We start from the raw sequence: 12,600 nt of genomic DNA, 5'->3' as shown, positions 1-12,600 counted from the left end.
CAGGGCAGTTTCAGCCGGTTTCCAAGGAATCATCCATCAAACCGCCCCCTAATTTGGGGCTTCTCCCAATAGGGGATGACATCCGGCGTTAACATGTTTTGACGGAAAGATGGATGACCTTGGCGCGACCCAACGGTTCATTCGGTCGCCTTTTCGGCAGGTTTGGGGGCATGGCGGCGCGATGATGAGAATGATGCGGCTGGTCCGAACCCGTGTGTTTGGCTTTGTCGTCAAGCATGCGTTCGCCATGTTCTCCTGCGTCACCCTGCTTGGCGCCGGGGTGGTCATTCTCTGGAATCTCCACAACAGCCAAACCCAGCTCATCTTTCGTCTGGCGGAGGCGCGCAACATCGACATGACCAGCGCCTTGTCGGTCATGTTTCGGGACGACGTCAAAAAACTTCTCGCAAGCGCGGCCAACCCGTCGCCGGACAGCTTGCGTCAACTGCCGGAATCGCTGGACCTTTCAAAAAGATTCTTAAAAATCTTGAGCGGTTCAAGGGTTGCCAAGGTCAAGATCTACAGCCTTGACGGAACCACGCTGTTTTCCACGGACGCCAAGCAGATTGGCGAAAACCAGGGGGAAAACGCGGGCTTTTTGCAAGCGCGCTCCGGTTTGGTCGTCAGCAACCTTGTGTGGCGAAATCGCGTCAACGCGTTTGATGGCGATCGTTTCAACGTCCATCTCCTGGCGAGCTATGTGCCGGTTGCGGAGGGTGGCCGGGTCGTGGCGGTCTTTGAGCAGTATCAGGACATCAGCGATTTGGTCGAGCAGATCGATCAATCGCGGGCCGAGCAAGCGCTGGAGATTCTGGCGGTTTTCGGCGTCGTTTGGGTCGCGTTTGTCTGGGTGGTCCGGCGCGCTCGGGCCACGGTGGATGTGTATGTGGCGCGCCTGGAAAGCGTGAATCATCGCTTGGATGAACGGGTCGCCGAGAGGACCGAGGCGTTGCGGCGGAGCGAGGAGCGGTTTCGCAGCCTGAGCGACATGTCGTCCGATTTTTATTGGGAAACCGACGCCGAGCATCGTTTCACGCTTCACGCCGCCAGCGACGGCGATGATGGGTCGTCGGACCGTCATCCCTTTGTCGGGAAATTTTATTGGGAGGTTCAGAGCGTCGCTGCGGATGAGGTGGCCTGCAAAATTCAGCGGGCGGCCCTCGACGCTCATTGTTCATTTCGCAACGTCGAGACGATGCGGCGGATGCCAGGGGGCCGGGACATGTGCGTCAGCGTCAGCGGCGATCCGGTCTTTTCTCAGGATGGCGCGTTTCTCGGCTATCGCGGGGTTGGCCGTGACGTCACGCAACGGCGTCAATCGGAGGAGCGGATCCGTGAATTGGCCTATCACGATCAACTCACCGGCCTGCCCAATCGGACATTGTTGAACGACCGGCTGACGGTGGCGCTGGCCGACGCCGCCCGCACCAACCGCTTTTGCGCCTTTGTCCTGGTGGACCTGGACCAGTTCAAGGTGTTGAACGACACGCGAGGGCACGCCTGCGGAGACCGTTTGCTGCAACAGGTGGCGTCGCGTCTGAGTGAAAACACGCGCGACGGCGACACGGTGGCGCGGCTCGGCGGGGATGAGTTCGCGATTATTTTGAAGGCGCTGGCGGCCTCATCGCGCGACGACCTGCAACAGCAGGCGCAGCAGGCGGTGGAGCGTCTGCTGACTGAAATCCGGATACCCTACGACCTTGGCGACACCGTGCATCATTGCACGGCCAGCATCGGCATCGCGGTGAGCGACGGCGGGGCGCTGAGCATTGAGGATCTGCTCAAGCAAGCCGACCTTGCAATGTATAAGGCCAAGCAGTCCGGGGGGGATGGCTTCCATTTCTTCGACGACGATCTGGAACGGTCGGCGGTTGCGGCGGCGGCGCTGGAGGCGGATATGCGCGTCGCCCTTGCGGAGCGTCAGTTCACGCTGCATCTCCAGCCTCAAGTTGATTTTGAAACCCAGGAGATTCAAGCCGCCGAGGCCCTCATCCGGTGGAACCACCCCGTTCGTGGCTTTGTCCAGCCCAACGAGTTTATTGGACAAGCCGAGCGGAGCGGGATGATTGTCCCCATGGGGTTGTGGGTTCTTGAGGAATCCTGCGCGATTCTGGCCGATTGGAAGACGCGGACGGAATTGTCGCGTCTGGTTCTGTCCGTCAACGTCAGCGCCAAGCAATTTCAGAGCGACGATTTCGTGGCGCAGGCGACGGATGTTTTTCGCCGCACCGGCGTCGATCCACGGCGATTGAAAATTGAGCTGACCGAAAGCGTGATGGCCGATCACCCGCAAAAGGTCTCCGTGGCCATGGCGCAGCTCAAGGAGCTTGGCGTCACCTTCTCGCTCGATGATTTCGGGACGGGCTATTCGTCCTTGTCCTACCTCAGCACGCTGCCGATCGACCAGCTCAAGATTGATCGGTCCTTTGTGTCCGGGATTGGGCAGGGCGCGCGTGGCCTGTTGATCTGCACGGCGACCATCGGCCTTGCCCGCAGCCTGAACCTGACGGTCGTGGCGGAGGGGGTGGAAACGGAGGCCGAAGCCCATCTGTTGGGCGACGTCCATCATTGCGATCTCTTGCAGGGGTATTTGTTTGGCCGACCGATGCCCCGTCATGATTTCGAGGCGCTGTGCCTGCGGTCCCCCAAAGGCCGTCAGCGCGCCATTCGGAACATCGCCTGACGGGCCGCGCCACGCCGTCGCCGCCAAGCGGCGTGCCTCTCGCTCTTTCCTGTCCAACGAAAAACGGCGCCCCCGAAAGGGCGCCGTTTTGCTGCGGCGCGGGCGAAGCCGCGCCGGTTCCGAACGGGTCGATCAGACGTCCAGCAGCAGGCGGCGCGGATCTTCGATCAGTTCCTTGATGCGAACCAGGAACGTGACCGCTTCCTTGCCGTCGATGATGCGGTGATCGTAGGACAGCGCCAGATACATCATCGGGCGGACTTCGATCTTGCCGTTGACGACGACGGCGCGGTCCATCGTCTTGTGCATGCCCAGGATGGCGGACTGCGGCGGGTTGATGATCGGGGTCGACATCAACGAGCCATAGACGCCGCCGTTGGAGATGGTGAAGGTGCCGCCGGTCAGCTCGTCCATCGACAGCTTGCCGTCGCGGCCCTTCTTGCCCAGCGCGGCGATGGTGCCCTCAACCCCGGCGAAGTCCAGCTTGTCGGCGTCGCGGACGACCGGAACCACCAGACCCTGCGGCGTGCCGACGGCGACGCCGATGTCGTAGTAGTTCTTGTAAACGATGTCGGTGCCGTCGATCTCGGCGTTGACCGCCGGAATTTCCTTCAGCGCCTGGACGGCGGCCTTCAGGAAGAAGGACATGAAGCCGAGACGCACCTTGTGGCGCTTCTCGAAGAAGTCCTTGTATTCGGCGCGCAGGGCCATCGCCGCGCTCATGTCCACCTCGTTGAAGGTGGTCAGCATGGCGGCGCTGTTCTGGGCCTCCTTCAGACGCTCGGCGATGCGCTGGCGCAGACGGGTCATGCGGACCCGCTCCTCCTGCGCGGCGCGCGGGCGGTCGCCCTGCGTGCCGGCGGCCCACACCATCTTCGGCGCGGGCGCCGCTGCCGGGGCGGCGGGCTTGGCCGCCGGAGCGGCCAGCACGTCGCCCTTGGTCACGCGGCCATCCTTGCCGCTTCCGGCGATGGTCGAGGCGTCCACGCCCTTCTCATCGGCCAGCTTGCGGGCGGCGGGGCCGGAGGCGGCGAGATTGCCGGGGGCGGTGGACGGAGCCGCAGCGGCGACCGGAGCCGGGGCCGGGGCGGCGGCGGGGGCCGCCGACGGAGCGGCGACCGCGCCAGCCGCGCCTTCGGTCAGCACGCCCAGCAGGGCGTTGACGACGACGTTCTCGCCTTCCGGGGCGGTGATCTCGGCCAACGTGCCAGCCGCCGGGGCGTTGACTTCCAACGTCACCTTGTCGGTTTCCAGCTCGACCAGCGCCTCGTCCATCTTGACGACGTCGCCGACCTTCTTCAGCCAACGGGCGACGGTGGCTTCGGAAACGGATTCACCCAGCGTGGGGACTTTGATTTCGATGGTCATAACTTCCTCGTGCGTCTTTTTTGGTCGCTTGGGTGATCGGATCAGACGATGGTCAGCGCGTCGTCCAGAAGCTTGGCTTGCTCCTGGTTGTGGCGCTTCAGCAGACCCGTGGCGGGCGATGCGGTGGCCGGGCGACCGGCGTAGCTGGGACGGCCCGCCTTGTGGCCGATGGCCTTCAGGCTGCCTTCCAGACGGCGGTCGACGAAGGTCCAGCCGCCCTGGTTTTCCGGCTCTTCCTGGCACCACACGACTTCGGCGTTCGGGTATTTCGCGAACTCGTCGGACAGGGTGGCCTTGGGGAAGGGGTACATCTGCTCCAGACGGATCAGGACGACGTCCTTGATTCCCCGGTTCATCCGCTCTTGCAGCAGGTCGTAATAGACCTTGCCGGTGCAGACGACGACGCGACGGATCTTGTCGTTCTCGACCAGATCGTTGGCGGTTTCGCCCAGCACGCGGTGGAAATGGGTGTTCGGACCCAACTCCGCCAGATCGGAGACGCACAGCTTGTGGCGCAGCAGCGACTTCGGCGTGAACAGGACCAGCGGCTTGCGGAAGGAGCGGCGGACCTGACGGCGGAAGATGTGGAACAGGTTGGCCGGGGTGGTGACGTTGCAGATCTGCCAGTTGTCCTCGGCGGAGTTCTGGAGGAAACGCTCCGGCCGGGCGGAGGAGTGTTCCGGCCCCTGGCCCTCATAGCCGTGCGGCAGCAGCATGACCAGACCGGACATGCGCAGCCACTTGGATTCGCCCGACGAAATGAACTGGTCGATGATGGTCTGCGCGGTGTTGGCGAAATCGCCGAACTGCGCTTCCCACAGCACCAGATCATGCGGTTCGGCCAGCGAATAGCCGTATTCAAAGCCGACCACCGCCGCTTCCGACAGCGGGCTGTCATGGACCTCGAAATGGCCCTGCTCCGGGTGCAGGTTGGTCAGCGGCAGATATTTGGCTTCGGTGTTTTGGTCGTACATCACCGCGTGGCGGTGCGAGAAGGTGCCGCGTCCCGAATCCTGACCGGACAGACGCACGCCGGTGCCTTCGACCACCAGCGAGCCATAGGCCAGCGCCTCGGCGGTCGCCCAATCGATGCCCTCGCCGGACTCGATGGTCTTCTTCTTGGCTTCCAACTGGCGGGCGATCTTGGGATTGATCGCGAAATCCTTCGGATATTGGCAGAGCTTGAAGCCAATTTCCTTCAGCAGGTCGATCGAAACGCCGGTGGCGCCGCGATGCTCGGTGTTCTCGTCCTGCTGTTGCAGGCCCGCCCACTTGCCTTCCAGCCAGTCGGCCTTGTTGGGCTTGTAGGTGGTCGACGCCTCGAACTCGGCTTCCAGCTTCTTCATGAAGTCGGCGTTGATCTGGTCGCCTTCGGCCTGGGTGATGACGTTTTCATCGACCAGTTGCTTGGCGTACAGCTCGCGCGTCGTCGCGTGGCTGCGGATCTTCTTGTACATCAGCGGCTGGGTGAAGCCCGGCTCGTCGCCTTCGTTGTGACCATGACGGCGGTAGCACACCATGTCGATGACGACGTCGCGCTTGAACTTCTGACGGTACTCAATGGCGATGCGGCTGACATGCACCACCGATTCGGGATCGTCGCCGTTCACATGGAAGATCGGCGCCTGCACCATCTTCGCCATGTCGGTGCAATAGACGCCCGACCGCGAGTAGGTCGGGTTCGTGGTGAAGCCGATCTGGTTGTTGATGACGAAATGCATGGTGCCGCCGGTGCGGTAGCCGCGCAGCTCCGACAGGCCCAGCGTTTCGGCGACGATGCCCTGACCGGCGAAGGCGGCGTCGCCGTGGATCAGCACGCCCATCACCTGCTCGCGGTCCAGGTCGCGGCGCTGCGCCTGCTTGGCGCGCACCTTGCCCAGCACCACCGGGTTGACCCATTCCAGGTGGGACGGGTTGGCGGTCAGCGACAGATGGACGATGTTGCCGTTGAAATCGCGGTCCGACGAGGTGCCGAGATGGTACTTCACGTCGCCCGACCCCTGGACGTCCGTCGGGCTGGACGGGTTGCCCTGGAATTCCGAGAACACCGCCGCGAAGGGCTTGCCCATGAAGTTGGTCAGCATGTTCAGGCGGCCACGGTGTGCCATGCCGACGACCGCTTCCTTCAGGCCGAGCTGGCCGCCGCGCTTGAGGATCTGCTCCAGCGCCGGGATCATCGACTCGCCGCCCTCAAGGCCGAAGCGCTTGGTGCCGGTGTATTTCAGTTGCAGGAACTTCTCGAACCCCTCGGCGGCGGTCAGACGCTCCAGAATGGCGCGCTTGCCGTTGACCGTGAAGTCGGTGTGGTTGCGGCCACCCTCGATGCGCTCCTGGATCCAGGCCTTTTCTTCCGGGTCCTGGATGTGCATGAACTCGACGCCGACCGTCCCGCAATAGGTCTTGTGCAGGATTTCCAGGATCTGGCGCAGGGTCGCCGTTTCCAGGCCAAGCGAGTAGTTCAGGAAGATCGGGCGGTCGAGGTCGCCGGGGCCGAAGCCGTAGGTCGCCGGATCCAGTTCCGGGTGCGGCTCGCGCTTTTCCAGGCCCAACGGGTCGAAATGCGCGTTCATGTGGCCGCGCACGCGGAACACGCGGATCAGCATCAGGGCGCGGATGCTGTCCAGCGTCGCCGCGCGGAGCTGCTGCGGGCTGACGCCGCCGTAAACCTGCTGGGCATGGGCGACCATGGCGCCGTTGCCGGGACCGGCCAGACCATGCCCCACGGCATCCGGGGCAGCCCCGTTCGTCTCATCGTCCCGCAAGGTCCAGGAGGCGCCGCGCAGCTCGTCAAGAACGGCGCGCGAATCGTCGTCCAGATCCTTGAAAAAGCCGTTCCAGCTCGGATCGACCGCAGCCGGATCCGCCAGAAAGCGGGCGTAGAGTTCGGCGACGTAACCGGCGTTCGATCCGAACAGGAACGAGGTCTGCTCCAAATTTGCCGACATGATTCACTTCGGGCTTTTCGCCCGATTCCCTGTGGGAGTTTTTATCGTGCGATGACGAGCCGCCCGCCGCCGGATCCCGTGCGAGAAGGATCCGGCGACCGTCGGCCCAAGAGCCGACAGCGGCCAGGAACCAAGGACGGCGCGGGGGAACTGTCGCCAGCCCCCCGCGCCAGCGCCTCAGCCCTTGAAGACCTTCAGCATGGTCGAGCCGAGCGACGCCGGGCTGTCCGCCACGGCGATGCCGACCGACTTCATGAAGTCGATCTTGAAGTCGGCGGTGTCGTTGCCGCCCGAAATCACCGCGCCCGCATGACCCATGCGGCGGCCCGGAGGAGCGGTGCGACCGGCGATGAAGCCGACGACCGGCTTCTTCGTGCCCGACGCCTTCAGGAATTCGGCGCCCTTGACCTCGGCGTCGCCGCCGATTTCGCCGATCATGATGATGCCCTCGGTCTCCGGGTCCTTCACGAACAGCTCAAGGCTGTCGACGAAGTTGGTGCCGTTGACCGGGTCGCCGCCGATGCCGATGCAGGTCGTCTGACCCAGGCCCGCCGCCGTGGTTTGCGCCACGGCTTCGTAGGTCAGCGTGCCGGAGCGCGACACGATGCCGATCTTGCCGCGCTTGTGGATGTGGCCCGGCATGATGCCGATCTTGCATTCGTCGGGCGTGATGACGCCCGGGCAGTTCGGCCCGATCAGACGGGTCGCGGAGCCTTGCAGGGCGCGCTTGACGCGCACCATGTCCAGCACCGGAATGCCTTCGGTGATGCAGACGACCAGCGCGATTTCGGCGTCGATGGCTTCCAGGATCGCGTCCGCCGCGAAGGGAGGCGGCACGTAGATCACGGAGGCGTTGGCGCCGGTCTTGTGGACCGCGTCGGCGACCGTGTCGAAGATCGGCAGGTCGAGGTGCTTGGCGCCGCCCTTGCCGGGCGTCACGCCGCCAACCATCTTGGTGCCGTAGGCGATGGCCTGCTCGGAATGGAAGGTGCCCTGGGCTCCGGTGAAGCCCTGGCAGATCACCTTGGTGTTCTTATCGACGAGAACAGCCATTTCACGCGGCCTCCTTCACGGCCTTGACCACCTTTTCGGCGGCGTCGGCAAGATTGTCGGCCGACAGGATCGGCAGACCGGATTCAGCAAGGATCTTCTTGCCGAGATCGACGTTGGTGCCTTCCAGGCGGACGACCAGCGGAACATGCAGGTGCACTTCGCGGGCCGCCGCGACGACGCCCTCGGCGATCACGTCGCAACGCATGATGCCGCCGAAGATGTTGACCAGAATGCCTTCGACGTTGCTGTCGGACAGGATCAGCTTGAAGGCCGCCGTGACGCGCTCCTTCGTGGCGCCGCCGCCGACGTCCAGGAAGTTGGCCGGTTCGCCGCCATACAGCTTGATGATGTCCATGGTGGCCATCGCCAGACCGGCGCCGTTCACCATGCAGCCGATGTTGCCGTCGAGCTTGACGTAGTTGAGGCTGTGCTTGGCCGCTTCGATCTCGTACGGATCTTCTTCGGCTTCGTCGCGCAGCTCTTCGATGTCCTTGTGACGGAACAGCGCGTTGTCATCGAAGCTGATCTTGGCGTCGAGCGCCAGGATGTCGCCCGCGCCGGTGACGATCAGCGGGTTGATTTCGACGATCGCGCAGTCCAGATCAACGAACGCCTTGTAGGCGGCGGTGATGAACTTCGCGGCGGATCCCACCTGCTTGCCTTCCAGACCCAGCGCGAAGGCGATCTTGCGGGTGTGGAAGCCCTGGATGCCGGTCGCCGGGTCGATGGCGACCTTGGCGATCTTTTCCGGGGTGTTGTGGGCGACTTCCTCGATCTCCATGCCGCCTTCGGTCGACGCCATGATGGTGACGCGGCCGGTGGCGCGGTCGGTCAGCAGGCCGAGATACAGCTCGCGCTTGATGTCGGCGCCTTCCTCGACGTAGAGGCGCTTGACCTCGCGGCCTTCGGGGCCGGTCTGCTTGGTGATGAGAACGTTGTTCAGCATCTCCCCGGCGTTCTTGCCGACTTCCTCGATCGACTTGACGACGCGGACGCCGCCCTTGCCTTCGGGGTTGTTCTTGAAGCGGCCAGCGCCACGGCCACCGGCGTGGATCTGGGACTTCACGACCCAAACCGGACCGCCGAGTTCGCGGGCGACCGTCTCGGCCTCTTGCGGGGTGTAGGCGACGCCGCCGCGCGGGACCGCGACGCCGTATTTCTTCAGCAGGCTTTTGGCCTGGTACTCATGGATGTTCATCGGGCGTCCATCTGTTTTTTGGTTCGGCTGACGAAATCGGATCGACTGACGACAGAGAATGATCGAAAGGTCGAAACAAAGGATCGGCCATGGACTTCGGTCCTTGCGCGTCGCGCGTCCGACCTTCGGCGTTCGTCTTTTGCGGGACTTGCGCCGAAGGGCGGATGATGCGGGCCGCTGACCGTAACATTGGACGCGGATGGATCAAACCACCGTTCCTGTTCCGTCATGCGGCCGAATCGCGCGGGACCGGGGCGTCTTAGGAAGCGGCCTTTTCGGCGTCCAGCTTCTTGACGACGTCGACCAGGGTCTTCACGGCGTCGACCGAGTTCTGGAACATCGCCTTCTCGTCGTCGTTCAGCTCGATCTCGATGATCTTCTCGACGCCGCCGGCGCCGATGATCGTCGGAACGCCGACGTAGAGGTCGTCCTGGCCATACTGGCCGCTCAGGTGGGCGGCGACCGGCAGAACGCGCTTTTGATCCTTGAGGTAGGATTCCGCCATCTGGATGGCCGACGCCGCCGGAGCGTAGAAGGCCGAGCCGGTCTTCAGCAGCTTGACGATCTCGGCGCCGCCGTCACGGGTGCGCTGAACGATGGCGTCCAGCTTCTCCTGCGTGGTCCAGCCCATCTTGACCAGATCGGGCAGCGGAATGCCGGCGACGGTCGAGTAGCGGACGAGCGGGACCATGGTGTCGCCATGGCCGCCCAGCACGAAGGCGGTGACGTCTTCGACCGAGACGTTGAACTCTTCGGCCAGGAAGAAGCGGAAACGGGCCGAGTCGAGCACGCCCGCCATGCCGACCACGCGCTCCGGCGGCAGGCCGGAGGCCTGCTGGAGCACCCACACCATGACGTCGAGCGGGTTGGTGATGACGATGACGAAGGCGTTCGGGGCGTACTTGCCAATGGCCTGACCAACGGTCTTGCAGACGCCGCTGTTGATGCCGATCAGGTCGTCGCGGCTCATGCCCGGCTTGCGCGGGATGCCGGCGGTGACGATGACGACGTCCGCGCCTTCAATGACGGAATAGTCGTTGCCGCCGGTCAGGCTGGCGTTGAAGCCCTCGACCGGGGCGGTCTCGGCCAGATCCAGGGCCTTGCCAGCGGGCATGCCTTCGGCGATGTCGAACAGGACGACGTCGCCCAGTTCCTTCTGGGCAGCCAGCAGGGCCAGCGTGCCGCCGATTTGACCGGCGCCGACGAGCGCAATCTTCTTGCGAGCCATTTTGGAGCGTTCCCTAAAACGTTGAGCATCCCCCATTCAGCGGGGGACAGAACCAATGGTCATTCTAACGTCTTAGGGATCCAGCGCCCCGAGATTTCGGAAGGGTAGGTAGCGCGTTTTGACGCAGAGAGCAAGCCCGGACGCGTCCGCAGCAATGCAGCGTCGCGTCGCAGGCCGGATCTTCATTTCGCACAGCCGGGTTGATCGGCACTATACGTATCTGGGAGAGTTGTTTCGCGAACCGTTTGATATGGCACGAGGGAGAGCGCCGCATGGCCCGTTTCACCACCATTCTGTCCTTGTCCCTGCCGCTGGCGCTGATGGCTGGCGCTGCGGTGGGACAAACCGTCGCGGACTACAAAACCGCTCTGGAGACCGCGACGGTCGTCGACGCGGCGGGCTGCCGCACGTTGACCAACTACGTCTACACGGCGATTCCCGAAAGCAAGCGCGCCGCGTGGGTTCTGCCGCTCGTGACCATCAACGGTTCCGAGGAGCCGACGCTCGTCCAGAATCGCGAGGCGTGCGCCGAGGCCCGCAAGCTGCCGCTGATCGCGTTTGACGGCGGCACCGGCGAGCAGATCGTGACTCCGGCGGAGGCCTACAAGGAGCCGGTCGATCAGCCCTATTACCGCGATCCGACCGTGCCGGACGAGGCGACGCCCCCGCGCGCGGGCCGGGCGCTGCGCCGCGTCGGCACGCCGTAAACCATCGAAGCGGCGGCGCGGGACGGCGTAAGGCTATTCCCGCACGCCGTAGCGGATCAGATGCCGCGTCATGTCCGCCGCGCTGAGCGGAAAGGCGCGGCCCTGGCGGGCGTTGAGCATGGCGCGCGGGTTGATCCCGGCGGCGCGCGCCTGAATCTGCATGGCGCAGCGCATGGAAAAACCAGCGCGCCAGACCAGCGCCGTCACCGCGTGGGGATCCCGCGCGGTCAAAATGCGCTCCACCACCTCCGGCGCCACGCGGGCGCGCAGGGCGAGCGCGGTGTGGACGAAGCCGGTCTCGTTCCAGGACAGGGCGTCGCCCAGCGCGGTTTCGGTCAATTTGCCTTGGCGGTGCAGGCGGACGGCGCGGCGTTCCGGGCTGTCGCCCTGGTCGGCGGCGTCGGCCCAGTCGATCCGGCGGCGGGTGGCGGCGGCGATCTCGGCCACCGTCGCGTCGTCGTAATCGGTGCGGCCCCGCAGCGCCTCCACCACCGTCAGGTCGATGAAATCGGCCAAGCGCACCGCCAGACGGCGGGGCAGGGCCGGGCGGCGGGCCAGCTTTTCCTGCCATTCCGGGTGATGGGCCGACTCCTCGACCAGGGTTTCCAGCGTCGCCTCGGCGATCACCGCGCCGTTATTGTCGAGCAGCACCCCGGTGGCGTCGTCGTCGCCGCTGCCCGCGATGGCGTCGGCCAGCGACGCGCCGACCCGATGCCGCCGGGCGATGGCCGACAAGGCCCAGCCCGCCGGGGCGCTGGCGACGATGTCCAGCAAATCCTCGTCGGTCAGGGCGGCGCAGCAGCGCAGAACCGGTTCGGCCACCGTGCGTTCGACGTCGCGCGCCAGGCTGCGGACGACGGTGGGCGGCGCGCAGGCCACATCCTTGATCGAGGTCGCCAAGGCTTCGCGCACGCGGGTGATGTGGTCGCGGGCAAGCTGCTCCAGGGCGCGGACCGCCACGCTGGTGACGGCGTCGGCCCCGCCGGGCGGCAAATCGGGCAGCAGGCGGCACAGCTTTCGCGCCAGCGAGGCGCGCACGCTGGCGTCGCCCATCCCGGCGAGCCGCGATTCGACCAGCGCGTCGCCGACTCGTTGACCGGCGGATCGGGGGGGCGACGGGGACGCCAGGGGAGAGGCCGGGGCGATGGGGGAATGCGCCGTGGCGAGAGCCGGAAGCGGAAAGGCGGAGTCGTCCGGCCCGTCGAACAGGTATGACAACAGTTCGGGCGCGACGCCGGACTCGCCCTCCGCGTGGGTGGGCGCGCCGGACGGCGGCGGGGCGGGCGCGCGCCGGGGCGTCACCGGACCACGCGCCTGTGTTGGGGAAACCCGGTGTCGGGCAGGAAGCTGGGCGTCATCATGCCTCCATCGGACGCTGTTTGAGTTAACGGACGCCTAATGCGCCATCACGCCGAGTC

8 protein-coding genes are annotated in these 12,600 nt (G+C 65.0%); 2 read left to right on the top strand and 6 right to left on the bottom strand.

The window, feature by feature from the left end; all coding sequences use genetic code 11:
* The first annotated feature begins 190 nt into the window (after positions 1–190).
* On the top strand, positions 191–2,683 hold the full coding sequence (locus tag ACODS4_RS08020) for a putative bifunctional diguanylate cyclase/phosphodiesterase (protein WP_488862450.1): 2,493 nt from the start codon (positions 191–193) through the stop codon (positions 2,681–2,683).
* A 132-nt stretch (positions 2,684–2,815) separates the two neighbouring features.
* Here the strand turns inward: ACODS4_RS08020 and odhB are convergent, their stop codons facing one another.
* The 5 genes from odhB to mdh all read right to left on the bottom strand — a co-directional run bounded on the left by odhB (position 2,816) and on the right by mdh (position 10,475).
* Entirely contained in the window at positions 2,816–4,051 is a 1,236-nt protein-coding gene (odhB, locus tag ACODS4_RS08015) for a 2-oxoglutarate dehydrogenase complex dihydrolipoyllysine-residue succinyltransferase (protein WP_488862448.1), read from the bottom strand.
* Between the two features lie 41 nt (positions 4,052–4,092).
* Positions 4,093–6,996: a 2-oxoglutarate dehydrogenase E1 component gene (locus ACODS4_RS08010; protein WP_488862446.1), complete on the bottom strand. Its 2,904-nt coding sequence runs from the start codon at positions 6,994–6,996 to the stop codon at positions 4,093–4,095.
* A gap of 177 nt (positions 6,997–7,173) precedes the next feature.
* Entirely contained in the window at positions 7,174–8,049 is an 876-nt protein-coding gene (gene sucD, locus ACODS4_RS08005; RefSeq protein ID WP_488862444.1) for a succinate--CoA ligase subunit alpha, read from the bottom strand.
* Position 8,050: 1 nt separating this feature from the next.
* Positions 8,051–9,247 (bottom strand): ADP-forming succinate--CoA ligase subunit beta, encoded by a 1,197-nt coding sequence (gene sucC / locus ACODS4_RS08000; protein WP_488862442.1) that lies wholly within the window; start codon positions 9,245–9,247, stop codon positions 8,051–8,053.
* A gap of 259 nt (positions 9,248–9,506) precedes the next feature.
* On the bottom strand, positions 9,507–10,475 hold the full coding sequence (gene mdh, locus ACODS4_RS07995) for a malate dehydrogenase (RefSeq protein WP_488862440.1): 969 nt from the start codon (positions 10,473–10,475) through the stop codon (positions 9,507–9,509).
* A gap of 272 nt (positions 10,476–10,747) precedes the next feature.
* Between mdh and ACODS4_RS07990 the strand changes: the two genes are divergently transcribed.
* Positions 10,748–11,182, top strand: a complete 435-nt coding sequence (locus ACODS4_RS07990; RefSeq protein WP_488862438.1) for a hypothetical protein — start codon at positions 10,748–10,750, stop codon at positions 11,180–11,182.
* A gap of 33 nt (positions 11,183–11,215) precedes the next feature.
* Here ACODS4_RS07990 and ACODS4_RS07985 read toward each other — a convergent pair whose 3' ends face one another.
* The gene (locus ACODS4_RS07985) at positions 11,216–12,484 is read right to left on the bottom strand and encodes a DUF2336 domain-containing protein (protein ID WP_488862436.1); all 1,269 of its coding nucleotides are present in this window, start codon (positions 12,482–12,484) and stop codon (positions 11,216–11,218) included.
* Between the last annotated feature and the right edge of the window lie 116 nt (positions 12,485–12,600).

It is taken from the genome of Azospirillum sp. FG154 (assembly GCF_057809575.1).
The sequence above is the reverse complement of the archived record's forward strand: the minus strand, read 5'-3'. Positions and strand labels throughout refer to the sequence as shown.

Coding starts and splice junctions, on each gene's coding strand:
- ACODS4_RS08020 (WP_488862450.1), top strand. CDS start 191: ATGATGCGGCTGGTCCGAACCCGTGTGTTTGGCTTTGTCGTCAAGCAT.
- odhB (WP_488862448.1), bottom strand. CDS start 4,051: ATGACCATCGAAATCAAAGTCCCCACGCTGGGTGAATCCGTTTCCGAA.
- ACODS4_RS08010 (WP_488862446.1), bottom strand. CDS start 6,996: ATGTCGGCAAATTTGGAGCAGACCTCGTTCCTGTTCGGATCGAACGCC.
- sucD (WP_488862444.1), bottom strand. CDS start 8,049: ATGGCTGTTCTCGTCGATAAGAACACCAAGGTGATCTGCCAGGGCTTC.
- sucC (WP_488862442.1), bottom strand. CDS start 9,247: ATGAACATCCATGAGTACCAGGCCAAAAGCCTGCTGAAGAAATACGGC.
- mdh (WP_488862440.1), bottom strand. CDS start 10,475: ATGGCTCGCAAGAAGATTGCGCTCGTCGGCGCCGGTCAAATCGGCGGC.
- ACODS4_RS07990 (WP_488862438.1), top strand. CDS start 10,748: ATGGCCCGTTTCACCACCATTCTGTCCTTGTCCCTGCCGCTGGCGCTG.